This is a genomic window from Cedecea lapagei, assembly GCF_900635955.1.
Classification (GTDB): Bacteria; Pseudomonadota; Gammaproteobacteria; order Enterobacterales; family Enterobacteriaceae; genus Cedecea; species Cedecea lapagei.
Map to the genome: position 1 here is coordinate 4,580,753 of NZ_LR134201.1, position 19,249 is coordinate 4,600,001.

General features: G+C 55.1%; 18 protein-coding genes and 1 pseudogene. 11 read left to right on the forward strand and 8 right to left on the reverse strand.

Features of this window, described 5'->3' with window-relative positions:
* Nucleotides 1-28: 28 nt before the first annotated feature.
* Both EL098_RS23325 and EL098_RS22270 read left to right on the forward strand, forming a co-directional pair.
* Nucleotides 29-352, forward strand: a complete 324-nt coding sequence (locus EL098_RS23325) for an HGGxSTG domain-containing protein (RefSeq protein WP_197718531.1) — start codon at nucleotides 29-31, stop codon at nucleotides 350-352.
* Nucleotides 353-1,017: 665 nt separating this feature from the next.
* Complete coding sequence (locus EL098_RS22270) at nucleotides 1,018-1,206, forward strand: hypothetical protein (RefSeq protein ID WP_126358177.1); 189 nt, start codon at nucleotides 1,018-1,020, stop codon at nucleotides 1,204-1,206.
* Nucleotides 1,207-1,210: 4 nt separating this feature from the next.
* On the opposite strand, the gene EL098_RS22275 is transcribed toward EL098_RS22270, so the two are convergent.
* From EL098_RS22275 to EL098_RS22285, 3 genes are all read right to left on the reverse strand, one after another.
* Nucleotides 1,211-1,663: a hypothetical protein gene (locus EL098_RS22275; protein WP_126358179.1), complete on the reverse strand. Its 453-nt coding sequence runs from the start codon at nucleotides 1,661-1,663 to the stop codon at nucleotides 1,211-1,213.
* A 391-nt stretch (nucleotides 1,664-2,054) separates the two neighbouring features.
* Nucleotides 2,055-2,426, reverse strand: coding sequence for a hypothetical protein (locus EL098_RS22280; protein ID WP_126358180.1), 372 nt, complete (start codon nucleotides 2,424-2,426; stop codon nucleotides 2,055-2,057).
* Between the two features lie 251 nt (nucleotides 2,427-2,677).
* Nucleotides 2,678-3,067, reverse strand: a complete 390-nt coding sequence (locus tag EL098_RS22285; RefSeq protein WP_126358181.1) for a hypothetical protein — start codon at nucleotides 3,065-3,067, stop codon at nucleotides 2,678-2,680.
* Nucleotides 3,068-3,253: 186 nt separating this feature from the next.
* Here EL098_RS22285 and EL098_RS22290 point away from each other — a divergent pair, with 186 nt between their 5' ends.
* Entirely contained in the window at nucleotides 3,254-3,871 is a 618-nt protein-coding gene (locus EL098_RS22290; protein WP_126358182.1) for a trimeric intracellular cation channel family protein, read from the forward strand.
* On the opposite strand, the gene ligB is transcribed toward EL098_RS22290, so the two are convergent.
* Nucleotides 3,865-5,556, reverse strand: coding sequence for an NAD-dependent DNA ligase LigB (ligB, locus tag EL098_RS22295; protein WP_126358183.1), 1,692 nt, complete (start codon nucleotides 5,554-5,556; stop codon nucleotides 3,865-3,867). The genes EL098_RS22290 and ligB overlap by 7 nt on opposite strands.
* Nucleotides 5,557-5,812: 256 nt before the next feature.
* On the opposite strand from ligB, the gene gmk reads away from it, so the two are divergent.
* The 7 genes from gmk to EL098_RS22330 all read left to right on the forward strand — a co-directional run bounded on the left by gmk (nucleotide 5,813) and on the right by EL098_RS22330 (nucleotide 15,068).
* On the forward strand, nucleotides 5,813-6,436 hold the full coding sequence (gene gmk, locus EL098_RS22300) for a guanylate kinase (RefSeq protein ID WP_126358184.1): 624 nt from the start codon (nucleotides 5,813-5,815) through the stop codon (nucleotides 6,434-6,436).
* A gap of 54 nt (nucleotides 6,437-6,490) precedes the next feature.
* Entirely contained in the window at nucleotides 6,491-6,766 is a 276-nt protein-coding gene (rpoZ, locus tag EL098_RS22305) for a DNA-directed RNA polymerase subunit omega (protein ID WP_008457417.1), read from the forward strand.
* 18 nt (nucleotides 6,767-6,784) lie between these two features.
* Nucleotides 6,785-8,908, forward strand: a complete 2,124-nt coding sequence (spoT, locus tag EL098_RS22310) for a bifunctional GTP diphosphokinase/guanosine-3',5'-bis pyrophosphate 3'-pyrophosphohydrolase (protein WP_126358185.1) — start codon at nucleotides 6,785-6,787, stop codon at nucleotides 8,906-8,908.
* A 4-nt stretch (nucleotides 8,909-8,912) separates the two neighbouring features.
* A complete protein-coding gene (gene trmH / locus EL098_RS22315; protein WP_126358186.1) occupies nucleotides 8,913-9,602 on the forward strand; it encodes a tRNA (guanosine(18)-2'-O)-methyltransferase TrmH in 690 nt (229 codons plus the stop codon).
* Nucleotides 9,603-9,605: 3 nt separating this feature from the next.
* Nucleotides 9,606-11,687: an ATP-dependent DNA helicase RecG gene (gene recG, locus EL098_RS22320; protein ID WP_126358187.1), complete on the forward strand. Its 2,082-nt coding sequence runs from the start codon at nucleotides 9,606-9,608 to the stop codon at nucleotides 11,685-11,687.
* Between the two features lie 186 nt (nucleotides 11,688-11,873).
* Nucleotides 11,874-13,265 (forward strand): nucleobase:cation symporter-2 family protein, encoded by a 1,392-nt coding sequence (locus EL098_RS22325; protein WP_126358188.1) that lies wholly within the window; start codon nucleotides 11,874-11,876, stop codon nucleotides 13,263-13,265.
* A 120-nt stretch (nucleotides 13,266-13,385) separates the two neighbouring features.
* The gene (locus EL098_RS22330) at nucleotides 13,386-15,068 is read left to right on the forward strand and encodes an AsmA family protein (protein ID WP_126358189.1); all 1,683 of its coding nucleotides are present in this window, start codon (nucleotides 13,386-13,388) and stop codon (nucleotides 15,066-15,068) included.
* A 14-nt stretch (nucleotides 15,069-15,082) separates the two neighbouring features.
* Here the strand turns inward: EL098_RS22330 and fabY are convergent, their stop codons facing one another.
* The 3 genes and pseudogenes from fabY to EL098_RS23640 all read right to left on the reverse strand — a co-directional run.
* Nucleotides 15,083-16,024 (reverse strand): fatty acid biosynthesis protein FabY, encoded by a 942-nt coding sequence (gene fabY / locus EL098_RS22335; protein ID WP_126358190.1) that lies wholly within the window; start codon nucleotides 16,022-16,024, stop codon nucleotides 15,083-15,085.
* A gap of 37 nt (nucleotides 16,025-16,061) precedes the next feature.
* Nucleotides 16,062-16,499 carry a D-aminoacyl-tRNA deacylase gene (gene dtd, locus EL098_RS22340; RefSeq protein WP_126358191.1) on the reverse strand — a complete coding sequence of 146 codons (438 nt, stop codon included), beginning with the start codon at nucleotides 16,497-16,499 and terminating at the stop codon, nucleotides 16,062-16,064.
* Nucleotides 16,496-16,628, reverse strand: a pseudogene (locus EL098_RS23640) (virulence factor BrkB family protein); the annotation flags it as partial. The pseudogene EL098_RS23640 and the gene dtd, both read right to left, overlap by 4 nt.
* A gap of 221 nt (nucleotides 16,629-16,849) precedes the next feature.
* Here EL098_RS23640 and EL098_RS22350 point away from each other — a divergent pair.
* Nucleotides 16,850-18,019 carry a CdaR family transcriptional regulator gene (locus tag EL098_RS22350; RefSeq protein ID WP_126358192.1) on the forward strand — a complete coding sequence of 390 codons (1,170 nt, stop codon included), beginning with the start codon at nucleotides 16,850-16,852 and terminating at the stop codon, nucleotides 18,017-18,019.
* 21 nt (nucleotides 18,020-18,040) lie between these two features.
* Here the strand turns inward: EL098_RS22350 and EL098_RS22355 are convergent, their stop codons facing one another.
* Nucleotides 18,041-19,189 (reverse strand): glycerate kinase, encoded by a 1,149-nt coding sequence (locus EL098_RS22355; protein WP_126358193.1) that lies wholly within the window; start codon nucleotides 19,187-19,189, stop codon nucleotides 18,041-18,043.
* Nucleotides 19,190-19,249: the final 60 nt, after the last annotated feature.

Below are 19,249 nucleotides of genomic sequence, written 5' to 3' on the forward strand. Positions count from 1 at the left end.
TGGCAAAACGTTACTTTGGAGTGAACCGATGGACAGAAAACAACGCCTGAAGGTAAGGCAGGCTCACTACCTGCGAGCATTTGAGGCATTCAACCATTGGGCGGCCTATGGCTACAGACACGACCAGCGGCCACCGCATAACCCCTTGCCTGATTGTGTCGCTGATATGCGCTGCGAGGCCACTACGCGAGCCGGAACGCCGTGCAAGCGGAAAGATATCTACAGTAATGGGCGGTGCAAATATCATGGCGGCATGAGCACCGGGGCAAAGACACCAGAAGGTAAAGCGCGGCAGTTGGAAGGGTATCGCCGCTGGCAGGAGAGAAGAAAACAGGCCACCAGCACCGGGTAAAAATCACCATAAGGTTACACTAAGGTTTGCGCCTCTTGTTCGCATCAAAATCATTTCACTACCTTTATTCACCGTTACATTTTTCAGGTTAAAGCTTCGTTTAAAGCCAAGCCATACGAGGCCGTGCGCCACAATTCAAAGCAGGGCTGCAAAGGCTGGATGAGGGGTTGCAGAAGCAATAAATCTTGACTGCTTGATACGGATTAACAGGGATGGTTCAGCCGCAACCCCTGCCAGTAAAGGCGAAAGTGCTTTTTCGCACTTTGGACTGTCAAAAATCTAAGTGCGCAAAAAGGTACGCAGCAAAACAGGCCAATCGCCATGTGAACCGATCTGCCGTAAGCAATTTTAACCGACAGACGAAGCGGATTAGTTTTATTAAGTTAGCGTAAAACGGAACCCGGATAGTGCGCATAACGACTTTTGAAGGTGCGCAAAATCACCCTACCCCATGAAGTGATAAGAATTGTTAAGGTTCGGCGACCATCCGCCAGGATTAGTTACCACTGACAGTTACCACTATTAGTTACCACGGCGGCGGCTCCGGTATAAGCGACAGTAACCGGCTCAGTAACCACGATTAGTAACCACTGGCAGGGAATGCCGGGCAGCGATACCATTCGACACTGAACACAAGCCTTAACCCCCCTGCAGGAGTCCGAGCGATGTTAGACCGTCAGAGGCTGGAACAAGCCGTTATCGAGATAGCCAGGAAAAGCGGCCAGAACGTAGACCGCCACACGCTCTATGAGGTTCGCACCGGGATTGCGCAGGCGTTGCAGGCTAAAGAGCGCCATCGGCGCAGGTTGAACGCACCCACCTACCAGTGGAAGAAGCCGCAGTGCTTGAGGTAGCGGGCTATGCCGCACTCGCACCAGAATGTGATTGAAGCGCCGCAGCGATGGCCGCAGAGCCATTCCCCTGACGTTTCCACGCGCTATAGATGTCCTTATCCCACGCTTTCCCTGCTTTTGTCTGATACCCGGCAGCGTTGATCCGTTCGGCGATGATTCGCCCATTGTCGAAGCCGTCTCTAATCGTCTGAACCACGACAGCCACCACGGCGGTTTCGTTGTAGGGGTGCGGTGGAATGTCCTGCTTACCGACAACCAGAGCGGCAGCGGCTTTTTCCATGCGCTCCACCAGCGACAGCAGCCGGTTATCTGGATTGCTGTCAGGGCGATTCAACTTCTGCCGGATGGCGTCAACAAGCCAGGCGGTTTTATCCTCACCAGATTCATTCACGGCAACAGTGAACGGCTCGATTAAATCGGCAGGAATGCGGAAAGTTACAGAGAGGGATTTGCTCATGGCAGGCACCGGGTAGTGAAATTACGCTCATTTTATCACCGTAAGACAGTGTAAGACAGGCGAAAGCATTGTTTAGTGTTGGTTCACTGGCTCTCTGTGTTGGTTCAAAACGGGGTTGTGTTGGTTCAGTTTTTGAAAAAATAACCAATAAAAACAACAATCTTTACAAATTGAACCAACTGAACCAACTGAACCAACACCTTTTTGCTTATATATACGAAAAAAATCGGAGCACCATCCATCCCACAATAAGAAATCCTCATTAGAGGAACTAATAATTGTTTAATTTTGGCCTGACATGGAGTGATATCACAACTCCCGGCCAGGGGATTACTGGTATCCAGATGCGCGGTATCCACGTAGGTATCCACCGAAAAGGCTGTTTGCGGCCTTAATCCATCCGCACTGCTTCCCCGTCGATAGCGTCACGCTTACCGCCAGTATCGCGCACCACCGAGACAGTGCCGGTTAATCCGTAACGGGAGCAGTTACACCATACCCCCTTGCCAGCGCCAGATTGTGTTGTGTCCTGCCGCTGTTCGTAGCTGGTTATCTTTTCAAGCAGCCCATCGCTTACCATCGCCTCAAGCGTTCGCCTGGTAGATTCTAGCTGGTGGCGTCTGTCGAACGATTCCATACCGTGAAGCAGGTAGGCCACGCCTGACACATCAAATGGTGGTGCGCCAATCTCGCTCGTTACCCACTGGCGATGTTCAGGCTCAAAGAAGCTGAGTATCTCTTTTTTACGGCTGGTCATTCTCATGGTTGGCTGATTCCTTATTGTGGGATAGATGTATCATACAATAAGAATGCTAACGGTAAGGTTACGGTAAGGATAAAAAGCGGGCATAAAGGTGTAGCACCCTAAAAAGGCGCGTACCCAAGGGTGTACACAATGAAAAATCGCAATACTTAAAACCCAGTAACCACAAGGCATAGAGCCACCTACTCAACAAACAGATCCAGAACATCGAGTAGCGATATATATAAGCCTGCTTCGGGCAGGCTTTTCTTTTAGTTATATGCCAAAAGCTGTTCCGCCGTAATAAGCCCCATCTTTTCTAGCTGAATAGCTACCGCACGTGAAGAACGCCCGAACGCATCGCCTAAGGGGTCAATAGCAACGTTGTTCCCGAAACGCTCCGCCAGCAATAATTTCTCCTCTTCGGTCCAGGGGAAGTAAGATTTAGCCGGGCGCCCTTCGGCAAGGTTACGCTGCTGTTTTTCCTCCGGCGTAAGCTTTGCCTTTTTCTGTTTTTCCGGAGTCGCCGTCAGCTCCTCTGCCAGAGCAAACAACATTCTTATCGCTTCCGGCTTATGCGCTGTAGACTCAGCAGCCAGGATCGCTCCCGTTTCGGGATGTTCCCCTTTCGCCAGCGCTTTTAACACCGCTGATATGTCCATCGCCTCTCCTCCAATAGTTTTACTAATCCATTAATTTTATAAAGAACAAAACAAACCCAACAAATAAAGAATTGAAATTTATTTTCAAATTAAAAAAACTAATCCATATTCATTTAACTTAGAAAATCTCAATCGTGATACAACGCACAAAACGTTACCCTTTACCGCTATTCTGAGGGGACAGATATGCTGCTGCACATTCTTTATCTGATTGGTATCACGGCGGAAGCTATGACCGGGGCATTAGCTGCTGGCCGCCGCCGCATGGATACGTTCGGCGTCATTATCATCGCCACCGCTACAGCGCTGGGCGGGGGTTCAGTGCGCGATATTCTGCTGGGACACTATCCCCTCGGCTGGGTGAAACACCCTGAATACGTGGTGATTGTTGCCATCGCGGCGGTACTCACCACCATCATGGCCCCGGTAATGTCACACCTGCGCAAACTCTTTTTGGTTCTTGATGCCCTGGGTCTGGTTGTCTTCTCTATCATCGGTGCCCAGGTTGCCCTTGATATGGGCGAAGGCCCCATTATTGCGACCATTGCCGCCGTGATCACCGGGGTCTTTGGTGGCGTGCTGAGGGATATGTTCTGCAAGCGTATCCCTCTGGTATTCCAGAAAGAACTGTACGCCGGCATCGCTTTTGCCTCAGCGGTGCTTTATATCGCGCTGCAGCACTACGTCAGCAGCCATGACGTCGTCGTGATTGCAACCTTGTTATTCGGGTTTACCGCCCGACTGCTTGCGCTGCGCCTGCGTCTTGGCCTGCCTGTATTTCATTACAAACACGCCGATCACTGACGGCTAAAGCCCTGGATATTGTGCTGGCTCAGCAGGCTGGCCAGGGCAACAACCTGTGGGTGTCTCATAAAATCCATTAACTGCTTTGCCCGATGCGCCCCCACGCCGGGCAGGGTTTGCCAGTGAGCCGAGGCCCAGCGCCCGAGTTGTTGCCAGTGTTTGTCCTTAATGGCTTCATACGCCGTTCGCGGTAGCGGCATCCCTAAAGCCAGCACCCAGCGAATAAACGGCTGTTTTCGGGATAACGAAAATTGATGCCACAGCAGATCGGCTTTTTTCGCCGAAAGCCCGGGTAAGCCGGATAGTGTTTCTCTGCTCAACGTCAGCCACGAAAAAATGTGCTGCAGGCGAGTACTGATATGCAGATTCCGCCAGGTACTCTGGCTGACTCCGGCCAAATCAAGAACGGATTTTTGGCTCATCCACGTCAGATGAGCAATAAATTGCTCTAAACATCCTGCTGTTGCATAAAGACAGCTGACGGAAGTCGTTGAGTCAGCCTTTGGTGCCGGTGCCTCTCTCTCGCTGACGCGCCAGACAACTTCGTCCAGGCGAGGAATGCCCTGGCCCGCGAGGCTAATTTTCACCTTATCACCTGCCACAACATCCCATTCTCGCCAGCGTTTTAACGAACCGATATTCACCCGCCGCACATGTTTATCGTCGAGCTGGACGCCTTCCAGCTCAAGCACGACAGATACCTTTCCGGTGCGCCCAACGGCAAAGTCAACGTTATGAACCTCGGTGACCTGTTCTGCAGGAGGATATTTCCATGCCACGGCCCATTCCCCCTGACCCGGTTGCCAGAAGCAGGCCTGCGGTTCACGCTCCTGGCGGATAACAATCCCATCCGTAACAAAAGGGAGCCTTTGGTGGAACCAGCTATTGCGCAGAAGGGTTATTTCCTCAATATTTGTTACCGGCCTTGACCAGGCGGCGGTGAGTGCAAACCCCGCATCACGCAAGATCCTTCCCTTTTCAGCCTGGCTCTCAGGGCCATCAGGCCAGGCCCAAATAAAGATGCCCAGAGCGTTCTGCTCGCGAATAGCCCCCGTGCGCAACATTTCTCCGGCCACTTTTGAACGCGCATTTATGCCCCCCATCTGGCTTTGAATATGGTCTTTTTGCTTAAGGAAAAGCTCACCCTGCAATACGCTGTTCGCCAGAGGCTCCGGCACTTGATAAGGAATAGCGGTAATGCCGAAGGCTTTATGCGTCCAGTCTTCCCCCTTAACGCCATCCCCACGGCTTAGCATCTTCACCAGCCTGCCATTTTGGTAGATCAGCGTTATTGCGACACCGTCAATTTTGGGCTGCACCCATAATCCCTTCCGCCCTTTCATCCATAATGCAACAGCGTGTTTATCAGGAAGTTTTTTAAGCCCGGTATGCGCGACTGGATGAGAAATACGTCCTGCCGAGCCCATGCTGGCAGGCTGAGCCTCTTTCTCCTGCTTAATACAGCGCCGCCAGGTAGAAAGCGTCTCCCGCAGGTTGTCGTAAACTGCATCACTCACCAGGCTTTTCCCCTGCTGATAATAAGCATCATCCAGAGCGACAAGCCGCTGCGACAAGCTTTCAATTTCCTTTTGTGTTCTTAGGGTTGACCATGCCGGGCACGATGCCGCGACAGGGGCAGTAGTACCCATTAAACCCAGGATTAACGCTAATAATATCCCTTTCATGCCGCCCTCCTTGCCTCTCTCAGCGGAGATATAACCGGCCCTCTCTTTCTAGACGAACACGAATTTCCCCGCGCGCGCGATGCCGCCCTAAAAACCTTTTCAGTTACATAGAGAGCAGCAAAGAAGTGGAAGAGATCGCGTATAATCCAAGAAAAAAAGCGTCAGCCGATGACAAAATCTCCGTACCGCGGCGGCGGTGTGTATAATATGGCGGTAGACGCTCTTCCCTTTATGCATACCGATTAAGTTAGAACTCATGGCTCAAGGCACGCTTTATATTGTTTCCGCGCCAAGTGGTGCGGGTAAATCCAGCCTCATCCAGGCTTTATTAAAGACACAACCGCTGTATGACACCCAGGTTTCCATCTCGCACACCACCCGCGGTGTACGCCCAGGGGAAAACCACGGTGAACATTACTTCTTTGTCAGCAAAGACGAATTCCAGCAGATGATCGCTGAAGACGCTTTCCTTGAGCACGCGGAAGTGTTTGGTAACTACTACGGTACATCGCGTCGGACGATAGAAAACGTACTGGCAACCGGCGTGGATGTGTTTCTGGATATTGACTGGCAGGGCGCAAAGCAGATTCGTCAGAAAATGCCCCAGGCCCGCAGCATCTTTATTCTGCCGCCGTCAAAAGACGAGCTGGACCGTCGTCTGCGTGGCCGCGGCCAGGACAGCGAAGAGGTGATAGCAAAACGCATGGCGCAAGCCGTTGCGGAAATGAGTCACTATGCGGAGTATGATTACCTCATCGTTAACGATGACTTCGATACCGCACTGTCTGATTTAAAGATAATCATTCGTGCCGAGCGTCTACGAATGGGTCGCCAAAAGATGCGACATGACGCTTTAATCAGCAAACTATTGGCAGACTGACACCAGTTTCAGTATCATGCCCAGTCATTTCTTCACCTGTGGAGCATTTTAATTATGGCACGCGTAACCGTTCAGGACGCTGTAGAGAAAATTGGTAACCGTTTTGACCTGGTACTTGTGGCCGCGCGTCGCGCTCGTCAGATGCAGGTTGGCGGTAAAGATCCGCTGGTACCGGAAGAAAACGATAAAACGACCGTTATCGCACTGCGTGAAATCGAAGAAGGGTTGATCACCAACCAGATCCTCGATGTACGTGAGCGCCAGGAGCAGCAAGAGCAGGAAGCCGCAGAACTGCAGGCCGTCACTGCTATTGCTGAAGGTCGTCGTTAATTAGCCTGCGGGTAGCCCTTGTATCTGTTTGAAAGCCTGAATCAGCTGATTCAAAGTTATCTGCCTGAGGAGCAAATTAAGCGCCTCCGGCAGGCATACCTTGTCGCACGTGATGCTCACGAGGGACAAACACGTTCAAGCGGTGAACCCTACATCACCCATCCAGTCGCCGTTGCCTGTATCCTGGCCGAGATGAAACTCGACCATGAAACGCTGATGGCAGCGCTTCTGCATGACGTGATCGAAGACACCCCTGCCACCTACCAGGATATGGAACAGCTGTTTGGCAAAAGCGTTGCCGAGCTGGTGGAGGGGGTTTCTAAGCTAGATAAACTGAAGTTCCGCGATAAGAAAGAGGCTCAGGCCGAAAACTTCCGCAAAATGATCATGGCGATGGTGCAGGACATTCGCGTCATCTTGATCAAGCTTGCCGACCGCACCCACAATATGCGCACGCTCGGGTCATTGCGCCCGGATAAGCGTCGACGTATTGCCCGTGAAACCCTCGAAATCTACAGCCCACTCGCTCACCGCCTCGGTATTCATCATCTGAAAACCGAACTGGAAGAGCTCGGCTTCGAAGCGCTTTACCCAAACCGTTACCGCGTCATAAAAGAGGTGGTCAAAGCGGCGCGTGGTAATCGCAAAGAGATGATTCAAAAGATCCTCTCGGAAATCGACGGGCGTTTACAGGAAGCCGGTATTCCCTGCCGCGTGAGCGGTCGTGAAAAGCACCTCTACTCCATTTACTGCAAGATGACGCTCAAAGAACAGCGTTTCCATTCAATCATGGATATTTACGCGTTTCGCGTCATTGTCCACGATATGGACACCTGTTATCGCGTCCTCGGCCAAATGCACAGCCTCTACAAACCCCGTCCGGGGCGGGTTAAAGACTATATCGCCATTCCGAAAGCGAACGGCTATCAGTCACTGCACACCTCAATGATTGGGCCGCACGGCGTGCCGGTGGAAGTGCAAATCCGTACCGAAGATATGGATCAGATGGCGGAAATGGGGGTCGCTGCTCACTGGGCTTATAAAGAGCAGGGTGAAAGCAGCACTACCGCGCAAATCCGCGCTCAGCGCTGGATGCAGAGCCTGCTGGAGCTGCAGCAAAGCGCCGGTAGCTCGTTTGAATTTATCGAGAGCGTAAAATCCGATCTGTTCCCGGATGAGATTTACGTTTTCACCCCGGAAGGCCGCATTGTAGAACTGCCTGCCGGCGCGACGCCGGTGGACTTTGCCTATGCGGTACATACCGATATCGGCCATGCCTGCGTTGGCGCTCGCGTCGACCGCCAGCCGTACCCGCTTTCGCAGTCTTTGACCAGCGGGCAGACTATCGAAATCATCACCGCGCCCGGTGCGCGGCCAAACGCCGCATGGCTCAATTTTGTTGTCAGCTCGAAAGCTCGCGCCAAAATTCGTCAGATGCTAAAAAACCTTAAGCGTGATGACTCCGTAAGCCTGGGCCGCCGTCTGCTCAACCACGCGTTGGGCGGCAGCCGTAAACTGGCAGAAATTCCGGCAGAGAATCTCCAGCGAGAGCTGGACCGTATGAAGCTCGCCTCTCTTGACGATCTGCTGGCCGAAATTGGCCTCGGTAACGCAATGAGTGTGGTGGTGGCGAAAAACCTACAGGGTGAGTCGCCGGTTACCGCTCAACCCGGTCCAGCGGCGCCCTCAGCAACACACAGCAACTTGCCGATCAAAGGCGCCGACGGCGTATTGATCACCTTCGCCAAGTGCTGCCGCCCAATTCCGGGAGACCCCATCGTCGCTCACGTCAGCCCGGGCAAAGGGCTGGTTATCCACCATGAGTCCTGCCGTAATATTCGTGGCTACCAGAAAGAGCCAGAGAAGTTTATGGCCGTGGAATGGGATAAAGAGACCGAGCAGGAGTTCATCACCGAGATCAAGGTGGACATGTTTAACCACCAGGGCGCACTGGCGAACCTGACCGCGGCGATCAATACCGCAGGCTCTAACATTCAAAGCCTGAATACCGAAGAGAAAGATGGCCGCGTATACAGCGCGTTCATTCGCCTGACAGCCCGGGATCGCGTCCATCTGGCGAACATCATGCGCAAAATTCGCGTGATGCCGGATGTGATTAAAGTTACCCGCAACAGAAACTAGAGTTATGAATCCTCAACGTTATGCGCGTATTTGCGAGATGCTCGCCAGACGCCAGCCGGACCTGACCGTTTGCATGGAGCAGGTGCACAAGCCCCATAACGTCTCCGCCATCATTCGTACTGCCGATGCCGTAGGCGTGCATGAAGTGCACGCCGTTTGGCCAGGAAGCCGTATGCGCACCATGGCATCTTCCGCCGCAGGAAGTAACTCCTGGGTTGAAGTCAAAACGCACAAGACTATCGGCGAAGCCGTCGGCCAGCTCAAAAGCAGCGGTATGCAGATTCTGGCCACCCATCTTTCAGATAAAGCCGTCGATTTCCGCGAGATAGACTACACGCGCCCAACCTGCATCCTGATGGGCCAGGAAAAAACCGGCATTACCGAAGAAGCGCTGGCGCTTGCAGACCAGGACATCATTATTCCGATGATCGGCATGGTGCAGTCGCTGAACGTGTCCGTTGCTTCCGCGCTGATCCTTTATGAGGCACAGCGCCAGCGTCAAAACGCAGGCATGTATCGCCGTGAAAACAGCACGCTACCGGAATCCGAGCAGCAGAGGCTGCTGTTTGAAGGCGGCTATCCTGTTCTGGCGAACGTCTCCCGCCGTAAAGGCTTACCGTACCCATATGTGAATCAGCAGGGTGAGATAGAAGCTGATGCTGCATGGTGGGCAACGATGCAGTCTGCGAAGTAAGCTATGAAAGGCCGCCTGCTGGATGCCATACCGCTAAGCACGCTTGCCGGAGTGGGTGCCAGCCAGAGCGGCAAGCTGGCCAAAATTGGCCTGCACACGATTCAGGATCTGCTGCTGCACCTGCCGCTTCGTTACGAAGACCGCACGCATCTCTACCCCATAAACGATCTCCAGCCCGGCCTGTACGCCACGGTGGAAGGCGAAGTGCTGAACTGCAATATCACCTTCGGCGGCCGCCGAATGATGACCTGCCAGATAAGCGACGGCACCGGCATTCTTACGATGCGTTTCTTTAATTTCAACGCGGCGATGAAGAACAGTCTTTCCACCGGGAAGCGCGTGCTCGCGTACGGCGAAGCCAAACGCGGTAAATACGGTGCCGAGATGTTCCATCCTGAATACCGTATTCAGGGAGATCTCAGTACGCCGGATCTGCAGGAAACGCTCACGCCGGTTTACCCGACGACAGAAGGCATCCGCCAGGCAACGCTACGTAAGCTGACCGACCAGGCGCTTGAGCTGCTGGATACCTGCGCGATTACGGAACTGCTGCCCGCCGAGCTGAACCAGGGCATGATGAGCCTGCCGGAAGCATTGCGTACCCTGCACCGGCCGCCGCCGGACATGAAACTTGCCGATCTCGATACCGGCAAACACCCGGCGCAGCAGCGGCTGATCCTCGAAGAGCTGCTCGCCCATAATCTGAGCATGCTGGCGTTACGCGCCGGAGCGCAGCGTTACCATGCGCTGCCGCTGGTCAATCACGACGATCTAAAAAACCAACTGCTCGCTGCCCTGCCCTTTAAACCTACCGGCGCACAGGAGAGAGTGGTTGCGGAGATAGAACGCGACATGGCGCTGGACGTCCCAATGATGCGCCTGGTGCAGGGCGATGTCGGCTCCGGTAAAACGCTGGTTGCCGCGCTTGCCGCCCTGAGAGCCATTGCTCACGGTAAACAGGTCGGCCTGATGGCGCCCACTGAACTGCTTGCTGAGCAGCACGCCAACAACTTCCGCCAGTGGTTTGAGCCATTAGGTATCGAAGTGGGCTGGCTTGCCGGGAAGCAGAAGGGGAAAGCCAGAATTGCGCAACAGGAAGCTATCGCCAGCGGCCAGGTCTCCATGGTGGTCGGTACTCACGCTATTTTCCAGGAACAGGTTCAGTTTGCCGGTCTGGCGCTGGTCATCATCGATGAACAACACCGCTTTGGCGTGCATCAGCGCCTGGCGCTGTGGGAGAAAGGCCAGATTCAGGGCTTCCATCCTCATCAGTTAATCATGACCGCGACCCCCATTCCCCGCACGCTGGCGATGACGGCCTATGCCGATCTCGATACCTCTGTTATTGATGAGCTGCCGCCAGGGCGAACGCCGGTGACCACCGTCGCGATTGCCGACACCCGGCGCAGCGAAATCATCGAGCGTGTACGCAACGCCTGCCGCGACGAAAAACGTCAGGCTTACTGGGTTTGCACGCTGATTGAAGAGTCTGAATTGCTGGAAGCCCAGGCTGCGGAAGTCACGTGGGAAGAACTAAAAACCGCGCTCCCGGAGCTTAACGTTGGCCTGGTGCATGGACGTATGAAGCCGCAGGAAAAACAGGCGGTAATGCAGGCCTTTAAGCAGGGCGAACTGCATCTTCTGGTCGCCACTACGGTGATTGAAGTCGGTGTGGATGTGCCCAACGCCAGCCTGATGATCATCGAAAACCCCGAACGTTTAGGGCTTGCGCAGCTCCACCAGCTTCGCGGCCGCGTCGGCCGTGGCGCAGTGGCCTCTCATTGCGTACTGCTTTATAAATCCCCGCTCTCCAAAACGGCACAGCTTCGTCTGCAGGTGCTTAGGGACAGCAACGATGGCTTTGTGATTGCGCAAAAAGATCTGGAGATCCGCGGGCCTGGCGAACTGCTTGGTACTCGCCAGACGGGTAACGCAGAGTTCAAAGTTGCCGATCTGCTGCGGGACCAGGGGATGATCCCGCAGGTTCAGCGCCTGGCTCGTCATATCCACGAACGCTACCCCGACCGAGCCAGGGCGCTTATTGAGCGCTGGATGCCGGAAACGGAACGCTACTCCAACGCTTAAGCAAACCTGCCATGGCATCTAGAGTATTGCCCTTCTTACAGAGGGACAGCGAGTCATTTTATGCCCCGGTTATAACTCATGGCTGATTTATAAAATTTCACTCTTAACTTCTCGCGCTGGCAATCGTTTGCTTTTGCCGTTCAGTCCGTTAAAATCAGCGCTTTTCCAGCCACGAGATAATCTCTGATGTCCGTAAATGCCGTAGAGTCAGAAAATGCGCAACCGGTTGCGCAGACTCATCCGAGCGAACTCATCTATCGCCTTGAAGATCGCCCGCCGTTGCCACAAACGCTTTTCGCCGCCTGTCAGCACCTGCTGGCGATGTTTGTTGCGGTGATCACCCCGGCGCTGCTTATTTGTCAGGCATTAGGTCTGCCGGCATCAGACACTCAGCACATTATCAGCATGTCTTTGTTTGCCTCTGGCGTGGCCTCAATTATTCAAATCAAAGCCTGGGGCCCGGTAGGCTCAGGCCTGCTGTCAATTCAGGGCACCAGCTTTAACTTTGTCTCACCGCTGATTATGGGTGGGATGGCGCTGAAAAATGGCGGTGCGGACGTGCCCACAATGATGGCGGCGTTGTTTGGTACCCTGATGCTAGCCAGCTGTACAGAGATGCTGATTTCACGCGTACTGCACCTCGCACGCCGCATTATTACTCCGCTGGTTTCCGGCGTGGTGGTGATGATTATCGGCCTGTCGCTGATTCAGGTTGGGTTAACCTCTATCGGCGGCGGCTACGGCGCAATGGCTGACCACACTTTTGGCGCACCGAAAAACCTGCTGCTGGCGGGTGCGGTTCTGCTGGTCATTATTCTGCTAAACCGCCAGCGTAACCCTTACCTGCGTGTAGCCTCGCTGGTGATCGCGATGGCCGTGGGCTATCTTCTGGCCTGGGCGCTGGGCATGCTGCCAGCCGCGACTCAGCCAGCCAATACTGCTGTTATTATGGTGCCAACGCCGCTGTATTACGGGCTGGGCATTGACTGGAGCCTGCTGATCCCGTTGATGCTGGTCTTTATGGTGACCTCTCTGGAAACCATCGGCGATATCACCGCCACCTCTGATGTATCAGAGCAGCCGGTTTCAGGCCCGCTGTATATGAAGCGCCTGAAGGGCGGCGTGCTGGCAAACGGCCTGAACTCCTGCGTTTCCGCCGTCTTTAATACCTTCCCGAACTCTTGCTTTGGCCAGAACAACGGCGTCATTCAGCTCACCGGCGTTGCCAGCCGCTATGTCGGTTTTGTTGTGGCGCTGATGCTGATCCTGCTGGGCCTGTTCCCGGCGGTAAGCGGCTTCGTGCAGCATATCCCTGAGCCAGTTCTTGGCGGCGCAACGATTGTGATGTTCGGCACCATCGCGGCCTCCGGCGTGCGTATTGTTTCCCGCGAGCCGCTTAACCGCCGCGCGATTATGATTATCGCCCTGTCGCTGGCCGTGGGTCTTGGCGTCTCCCAGCAGCCGCTGATTCTGCAGTTCGCGCCGGACTGGATGAAGACGCTTCTCTCTTCGGGCATTGCCGCAGGCGGTATTACTGCGATTGTTCTGAACCTGGTCTTCCCTCAGGAAAAAGAGTAAAACCCCGCGCGCCGGCAGCGATTTTTGCCGGCGCGAAACCTCCTTTGACAATCCCTTCCTTGAGCTATTGCGGTAAATGGGGCATAACACCCTTAGCGAAACTCAATGGAGCGGAAGACGATGAAATTCCTCGGAAAGCTGGCTCTTATTCTGCTGGGCCTTGTCATTCTGGCCCTGGTTGCCTTTTATATCCTGCTGCAAACCCGCTGGGGCGCAGGCCAAATCAGCAGTTGGGTGAATGAAAAGACCCAGTACCATCTCTCTTTTAATGAGATGGAGCACGACTGGTCTTCCCCGGCTCACCTGACGTTTCATAACCTCACTTTTGGCCGCGCCGGTCAGCCTGCCACGCTGGTAGCGAAGAACGTCGCTATTGGCCTGAGTGCCCGACAGTTCTCACAGCCGCTCTACGTTGACACTATTTTGCTCCAGCAAGGTTCGCTGAACCTCAGCTCAAACGCCGTTCCACTCCCGCTTGAGGCCAACAAACTGCAGTTGCAGGATATGGCAATTAACAGCCCTGACAGCGAGTGGAACCTGAGCGCGCAGCGCGTTGAAGGCGGCGTTGCGCCCTGGGAGCCGCAGGCAGGGAAAGTGCTCGGTAATAAAGCTGCAATTGCTCTCAGCGCGGGTTCCGTCACGCTCAACGGCATCGAGGCCAGCAACGTCTTGCTGCAGGGTTCCCTGGATAATGACCAGGTCACGTTTACCACCATCGGTGCGGATGTCGCCCGCGGCTCGTTGACCGGCAACGCTCGCCGGAATGCCGACGGTTCGTGGCAGGTAGGCAGCCTGCGCCTCAACGATATCCGTCTGCAAACGACCAAGTCTCTGGCTGATTTTCTTGCGCCGGTGACCGCGGTTCCCTCCTTAACCATCGATCGCCTTGAGGTCACCGATGCGCGCCTCGAAGGGAAAGAGTGGGCGGTAAGCGACCTCGCCCTTAGCCTGCGGAATCTGACTCTGACAAACGGAGGCTGGCAAAGCGATGACGGCCAGCTGTCGATGAACGCCAGCGAGTTTATCAACGGCTCCCTGCATCTGCAGGATCCGATCGTGAACGTCGATTTTGCGCCCCAGTCCGCCATGCTCCGCCAGTTCAGCTCACGCTGGGAAGGTGGCTTAGTGCGTGCGTCCGGGCAATGGTTGCGTGAAGGAAACCAGGCGGTAATGGATGAGGTTGTCCTGGGCGGCCTGGAATATACGCTTCCGGCTAACTGGAAAGCCCTGTGGATGGAAAAACTTCCGGACTGGCTAAAGAGTGTGACGGTGAAAAAGTTTTCGGCGAATCGCAACCTGATCATCGATATTGACCCTGCCTGGCCGTTCCAGCTCACGGGCCTGGACGGCACGGCAACGAATATACAGCTGGTCCGGGATCGTCAATGGGGTATCTGGTCGGGGGAAGCCTCCTTCAACGCCGCCGCCGCCACCTTTAACCGGGTCGACGTTCGTCGCCCTTCCTTGTCATTAAAGGCTAACCAAAGCCAGGTGGCGATAACGGAGCTGAGCGCCTTTGCCGGGAAAGGATTACTGGAAGCAACGGCTACCGTGGGTCAGACACCTCAGCGGGCCGTCAGCGTTAGCCTGAAGGGCCAGAGCGTGCCGGTAAACCTACTGCAGGCGTGGGGCTGGCCTGCTCTTCCTCTGGAAGGCGACGGTAACCTACAGCTTTCGGCTACCGGGCAGATGGCCTCAGGTTCGGCACTGAAGCCCTCCGTAACCGGCACTTTGCAGGCCACAAGCGCCGGTGGGCAACAGATCCAGCAAACAATGCGTAACGGGGTCGTTCCAGGCGCCTGAATGGCGCCTGGGGATCACTCCTCTTCGTTTCCGCCCTCTTCCAGAGGGCCAAACGGCTTAGCGGGCAACACCAGATAAATCCCTTCGAAAACGGCGCCGGGCATTTCATTGCCGTAAAGCTCCACCTCAAGCGCAACTCGTGCTTTACGACCGCGGGCCAGCCTGTCCAGATCGCCGCTCAACGACCCCAGGTCGGCCGACGCTCCAGGCTTTCCGGTGATCGGTTTACTGTAGCGAATATGGGCGTCCGCCAGAATAATCGTGCCGCCGAGATGACGCTCCCGCAGCATCAGCCAGATGAGTCCCCAGCCGGTTAAAGTGGCCAGCGAAAACAGGCTACCGGCGAAGAGCGTGTGGTGTGGATTCTGGTTGCCCGTTTCCGGCATGGTGGTAATAAATTTTTGGCCGGTGTACTGCTGAATGCGCACGCCCATTTTCTCGCTAAGCGGAATATGCTCGTACCAGGCCTGCTGAAGCTGCCCGCACCAGTCGCCCCGGTGAAGGATGTCGTCAAGCGAGGCTACCGGTTTAATCATCAGGAAGTGGCGCACCGGCGTAGTTTGTGGAGTAGTAATTTCGCCCTGGTTAACAAAACCCAGCTTGGAAAAAAACGCCACGGCATCTTCACGTGCGCTACAGGTTACGCGCTTAACGCCTTCCTGCCGCGCCACGGACTCCAGCGCCATCGCCACCAGCGTACCTAACCCCTTATCCTGCACCGAAGGGTGTACCGCCATAAACCGGATAGCGGCTTCATTATCGGCATTGATGTAAAGACGGCCTACGGCAACGGTATTGCCCTCTTCATCCACCACCATCTGGTGATGCGCCATCGCATCCCATGCATCGCGCTCGGAACCTTTTGGCTGGTGCAAAGGCTTGCGCAACATTTCCCAGCGAAACTGGTAATAACGGTCAAGTTCTTCTTCTGTTTGCGGCACACGAAGGTGATACATACGTTGCTCTCTCGTTGCGCGGGCCAGGTGGCGAGGGTTATACCTGCAGCCAGAACGTCACCGGCCCATCATTAATTAGTGAAACCTGCATATCGGCGGCAAATCGCCCGGTCGGGGCATCTATCCCCTGTTGCTTACAGCGCTCGACAAAGTACTCGTAGAGAGCTTCAGCCTGCTGCGGCGCAGCGCCACCGGAAAAACTTGGGCGCATACCGCGTTCCGTGTCCGCCGCCAGCGTGAACTGGGACACTACCAGCAGGCTTCCGCCCGCCTGCTGAACGTTAAGGTTCATCTTGCCCTGTTCGTCGCTGAAGATTCGATACCCCAGTACACGCTCACACAGGCGATTTGCTTTTTGTTCGTTATCTTCTTTTTCGACCCCCAGCAACACCAAAAGTCCGGGGCCAATTTCACCCGTCACTTTCCCCTCCACGGTGACGCTGGCACGGGTTACGCGCTGAATTAATGCAATCATGGTTGTTCCAGTTCTTCCTGCTCTGCTGCTTGTCGCAATTTTAGGTAGTCGCCCAGCGAGGCGATGACTTCCGTTCCTCACCAACACAATACACCAGGTCCTGTAGACCCGGACAAATAATATGGGAACCGATTAAGAGCGCCATGAACGTCAAGTCCCCTCACGGCAAAGGAAATGTGATCCCCATGACAAGTCCGACGCTCTGGCCCTTGATTATGGCAAATGCACAATGAATCACGGCACGATCCTCGTTATTCTGAAAAATCTTTCTCCCCGGGTTTCAAGGCCCATGATGGCGTTTGAAACTTGAAGCCTGACTGTCCCACACCTTTATTTTTAAGTGGTCATCTATGGCAGGCTATCATCTCGACAACCGGCTGGCGCGAGATATCGTTACCCGCACCATGCAAATCATAGACAACAATATCAATGTGATGGACGGCCGTGGTCGAATCATTGGTAGCGGTGATGAAGAGCGTCTGGGCGAAATCCATGAAGGTGCGCTACTGGCTATTTCACAGGGACGGGTCGTGGATATCAACGATGCCGTCGCCCATCACCTGCACGGCGTCCGCCCGGGCATAAACCTTCCGCTACGCCTGGACGGAAAAATTGTCGGCGTTATTGGGTTAACCGGAAACCCCTCCCGGTTGCGCCAGTACGGCGAGCTGGTCTGTATGACGGCGGAAATGATGCTGGAGCAGGCTCGCCTTTTACATATCCTCGCGCAGGACAGTCGTCTGCGAGAAGAGCTTGTGCTGAACCTAATCCGCACCGAAGAGATGACGCCGACGTTAGTAGAATGGGCGCAGCGTTTAGGCGTTGACTTAAGGCAGCCACGCGTCGCGGTCGTAGTAGAAATAGACAGCGGTCAGCTTGGAGTGGACACCGCGATGGCAGAGCTACAGCAGCTACAAAACCTGCTAACAACGCCAGAGCGTGACAATCTGATAGCCACCGTCTCTTTGACTCAAATGGTGGTACTGCGCCCGGCATTGAATAGTTACGGTCGCTGGGATCCACAATCACACCGAGCGCAAATTGAAAATCTGCTTTCCCGCATGGCGGAGAGCAGTAGCCTGCGCATTCGCCTGGCGCTGGGTAACTACTTTCCCGACGCAGGCGGTATCGCCCGCTCCTGGCGATCCGCCCATACGGCGATGAGGGTGGGGAAACAACGTTTGCCGGAACAGCGGAGCTATTTTTATCAGGATCTGGTGCTGCCAGTCCTGTTAGATAGCCTGCGCGGTGGCTGGCAAGAGAATGAACTGGTTCGCCCTCTGGCACGGCTGAAAGCCATGGACAATCACGGCCTGCTGCGCCGCACGCTCAACGTCTGGTTTGCCAACAACGTGCATCCTGGCGCCACGGCCAAAGCGTTATATATTCATCGCAATACGCTGGAATACCGGCTGGCAAGGATCTCAGGGCTCACCGGGCTTAACCTGAGCAGCTTTGACGATCGCCTGTTGCTGTACATTGCTTTGCAGTTGGACAATAGCAAGAGCGCTCCCGAATAAGCTCTGGCGGTTGATTTCTTATCACTCCTCAGCGATTCCCTGCCCGATCCTCAACGTCTCCGCGATATTACGCGCCGCCATACGCACGTTCTCAGCGGACTGAGCCAGCGCCTCCTCCAGGGTGCAGACGGAGTGGATTACGCTGAACACCGCATTGAGACCATAGCGATGGACGATGCCGACGTCCTTTGTCAGGCTACCAGCGATGCCGATAACCGGTTTGCCGTAGCGCCTGGCGAGCTGCGCCACTCCCAGCGGCACTTTACCGTGAATGCTCTGGCTATCGATACGCCCTTCGCCGGTTATGACCAGCGTAGCGTCACGCACCTGCTCTTCCAGCCCGAGCGCTTCGGTGACAATTTGGATGCCGCTTCGCAAATCTGCTTTCAGGAACGCCAGCAGCGCCGCCCCCATGCCTCCGGCTGCACCCGACCCCGCAACCTGCGCCACATTAATGTCCAAATCCCGGCGGATCACGTCGGCATAGTGCTGCAGGGCCTCGTCCAGCTGTCTGACCATTGCTGGAGTGGCCCCTTTCTGTGGGCCAAATATCACGGAGGCCCCCTTGTCGCCAGTCAGCGGATTTGTCACGTCGCAGGCCACTTCAAAACAGCAGCCGGAAACACGGTCATCGAGCCCGCTGACGTCGATATTCGCCAGTCGCGCCAACGCTTCACCGCCGTATCCAATCTCTTCCCCCTGCGCATCCTGCAGCCGTACTCCCAGCGCCTGTAACATACCCGCGCCGCCGTCATTGGTGGCGCTGCCGCCAATGCCGATGATAATCCGCTTAACCCCTTGCGTCAGCGCGTGACGAATAAGCTCCCCCGTTCCGTAAGAGGTCGTGACCAGGGGATTACGCAGCGCCAGGGGAACCCTCTCAAGCCCACTGGCCGCCGCCATCTCAATGAATGCGCAACGCTCGTCGCCGGATAACCCATAAAACGCGGTAACGGGCTCTCCCAGTGGTCCGGTCACCCTGACGTCGACAATCCTTCCTTGCGAAGCCACTACCATGGCTTCTACCGTCCCCTCACCACCATCGGCCACGGGCAGCTTAACGTATTGAGCATCCGGAAATATTTCACGAAAACCTGCTTCGATTTGCGTGGCAACATCCAGAGCAGGCAGACTCTCTTTGTATGAATCCGGTGCGATAACTATTTTCATAGACAACCCAATGGCTATTGACCCGGAGGTATCCCCCGCTCTCCCGGCCCGCTGAATTAC

Excerpts from the sequence above, each read along its gene's own strand:
- trmH (WP_126358186.1), top strand. The coding sequence starts at position 8,913 with ATGAATCCTCAACGTTATGCGCGTATTTGCGAGATGCTCGCCAGACGC.
- rpoZ (WP_008457417.1), top strand. The coding sequence starts at position 6,491 with ATGGCACGCGTAACCGTTCAGGACGCTGTAGAGAAAATTGGTAACCGT.
- gmk (WP_126358184.1), top strand. The coding sequence starts at position 5,813 with ATGGCTCAAGGCACGCTTTATATTGTTTCCGCGCCAAGTGGTGCGGGT.
- EL098_RS23325 (WP_197718531.1), top strand. The coding sequence starts at position 29 with ATGGACAGAAAACAACGCCTGAAGGTAAGGCAGGCTCACTACCTGCGA.
- EL098_RS22325 (WP_126358188.1), top strand. The coding sequence starts at position 11,874 with ATGTCCGTAAATGCCGTAGAGTCAGAAAATGCGCAACCGGTTGCGCAG.
- dtd (WP_126358191.1), bottom strand. The coding sequence starts at position 16,499 with ATGATTGCATTAATTCAGCGCGTAACCCGTGCCAGCGTCACCGTGGAG.
- EL098_RS22285 (WP_126358181.1), bottom strand. The coding sequence starts at position 3,067 with ATGGACATATCAGCGGTGTTAAAAGCGCTGGCGAAAGGGGAACATCCC.
- fabY (WP_126358190.1), bottom strand. The coding sequence starts at position 16,024 with ATGTATCACCTTCGTGTGCCGCAAACAGAAGAAGAACTTGACCGTTAT.
- EL098_RS22350 (WP_126358192.1), top strand. The coding sequence starts at position 16,850 with ATGGCAGGCTATCATCTCGACAACCGGCTGGCGCGAGATATCGTTACC.
- EL098_RS22290 (WP_126358182.1), top strand. The coding sequence starts at position 3,254 with ATGCTGCTGCACATTCTTTATCTGATTGGTATCACGGCGGAAGCTATG.
- EL098_RS22270 (WP_126358177.1), top strand. The coding sequence starts at position 1,018 with ATGTTAGACCGTCAGAGGCTGGAACAAGCCGTTATCGAGATAGCCAGG.
- recG (WP_126358187.1), top strand. The coding sequence starts at position 9,606 with ATGAAAGGCCGCCTGCTGGATGCCATACCGCTAAGCACGCTTGCCGGA.
- EL098_RS22330 (WP_126358189.1), top strand. The coding sequence starts at position 13,386 with ATGAAATTCCTCGGAAAGCTGGCTCTTATTCTGCTGGGCCTTGTCATT.
- EL098_RS22275 (WP_126358179.1), bottom strand. The coding sequence starts at position 1,663 with ATGAGCAAATCCCTCTCTGTAACTTTCCGCATTCCTGCCGATTTAATC.
- EL098_RS22355 (WP_126358193.1), bottom strand. The coding sequence starts at position 19,189 with ATGAAAATAGTTATCGCACCGGATTCATACAAAGAGAGTCTGCCTGCT.
- EL098_RS22280 (WP_126358180.1), bottom strand. The coding sequence starts at position 2,426 with ATGAGAATGACCAGCCGTAAAAAAGAGATACTCAGCTTCTTTGAGCCT.
- ligB (WP_126358183.1), bottom strand. The coding sequence starts at position 5,556 with ATGAAAGGGATATTATTAGCGTTAATCCTGGGTTTAATGGGTACTACT.